Raw genomic sequence first — 1,489 nt, 5'->3', positions numbered from 1 at the left:
GCGGTTGTTGATGATAGCCGCCCCAATAGATACGACGCCTGAAACGAGCGCCGCAACGACTGCCGGCGCTATGATCTCGTGAAGTTCCATTCCCGCCTTACCGATTGAAAAACAATCAAACCCCACAGCAGGTAATCAGACGTGGCGCTAACTGACAAGAAGCGTCGGCACTTCCGTAGACCGGAAGCTGAGAACTATCGCAGGCTGTACAAGGACAAACGGTGGTACGGGCCGCATGGCACACGCCAACAGGCGCTGCTCCGGGATCTATACACTTGCCAGCGCTGCGGCTGCTTGCTTGTCACAGGCAATCGGCACCATCCCCGCGCGGCAGTGGTCAATCATAAGAAGCCGCATAAGGGCGACCCGGCGTTGTTCTTCAGCCTGCAGAACACCGAGAGCGTCTGCAAATCTGACCACGATGCGCTGATCCAGAAGGAGGAAGCGCGAGGCTATGCCATCGGTAGCGACATCAACGGGCGACCGGTAGATCCGGATCATCCTTGGAACATTCCTGGAGATCGGCAGCGGCCAGCACCATAAGGGCGTAAGCGACTTCCTTGGGTTCCCATCCCGCTCTGATGGCATTCTTGGCGAGGCCGACGAAAGACGGCTCTAAGGCAAATCTGCAATCTGCCTGATAGTGAGGATCCGCAACTTGACGAACTGGCGGATTGATTGCCGCTTTGGCCATACAGCTACCTCGTGCACCGCCCCACCCTGTGTCCCGTCCTGATTAGGTGCCGATGCGAATAAGAGGTCAATACCGAGCTATTTCGCCTTCAGATGGAGACGACAGTCGGAAGTAGTACGACGACAGGGGGTGGGTCAAAATTCCGCAGGGATCGCGGCCAGGACCCGTGTCCCCCCTCCATTCGCACCGAGATGAATTCCAGGGAGGGGGGATGTCGCCCCTTTTGCGGGTAACCCCATGAGCTTCAACGCAATTCAGGGCGGCGACGGTGTTCCGGTCGAGCCGGATTGGTCATCGCTCTATGTCGACGAGCTAGACATTGCAGAGGCGCATGAGCAGTGGGGCATCGTAGCTCGCGAGCTTCAAGATGCAGGCACGCTGGCAGTCTCGAACGGCCACGCAATCAAGCGCCTGGTCGAGTTCAGAGTGCAATACGAGCGATCCTCACGGCATGTCGCCGAACATGGCCCGGTGCTGAAAGGCAAGCGCGCCAAGGTTGGCCAATGGAACCCGCATTGGTCGGTGATGCGCCAGGCCGACGAAGCAATCCGCGTCATTGAGGCCGAGCTGGGTATCGCTCCGGCCCGTCGTGGAAAGGTGACACAGGTGCAGCGTGGCAAGAAAAAGTCTCGGGCGGCCGACGCGTACCTCAAGCCAGTATCCAAATGATCCGACCAGCCAGTACGCGAGCGATGTGCTCGCCGGCAGGATTATTGCAGGAGAACATCACCTCGCCGCTGCCCAGCGGCACCTGAAGGATTTGAAGGACGGCACGGCACGCGGGCTCCATTGGCG

3 protein-coding genes are annotated in these 1,489 nt (G+C 59.2%); 1 reads left to right on the top strand and 2 read right to left on the bottom strand.

Features of this window, described 5'->3' with window-relative positions:
• Positions 1 to 267: 267 nt before the first annotated feature.
• A complete protein-coding gene (locus AC1DUU_RS31800) occupies positions 268 to 501 on the bottom strand; it encodes a hypothetical protein (protein WP_476787279.1) in 234 nt (77 codons plus the stop codon).
• Positions 473 to 694 carry a hypothetical protein gene (locus AC1DUU_RS31795; protein ID WP_476787278.1) on the bottom strand — a complete coding sequence of 74 codons (222 nt, stop codon included), beginning with the start codon at positions 692 to 694 and terminating at the stop codon, positions 473 to 475. The genes AC1DUU_RS31800 and AC1DUU_RS31795 overlap by 29 nt, the downstream gene beginning before the upstream one ends.
• Positions 695 to 931: 237 nt before the next feature.
• On the opposite strand from AC1DUU_RS31795, the gene AC1DUU_RS31790 reads away from it, so the two are divergent.
• A complete protein-coding gene (locus AC1DUU_RS31790) occupies positions 932 to 1,363 on the top strand; it encodes a P27 family phage terminase small subunit (RefSeq protein WP_476787277.1) in 432 nt (143 codons plus the stop codon).
• Positions 1,364 to 1,489: the final 126 nt, after the last annotated feature.

Source organism: Aminobacter sp. P4_H6_2 (assembly GCF_056400805.1).
This window is presented reverse-complemented; position numbering and strand designations above follow the sequence as displayed.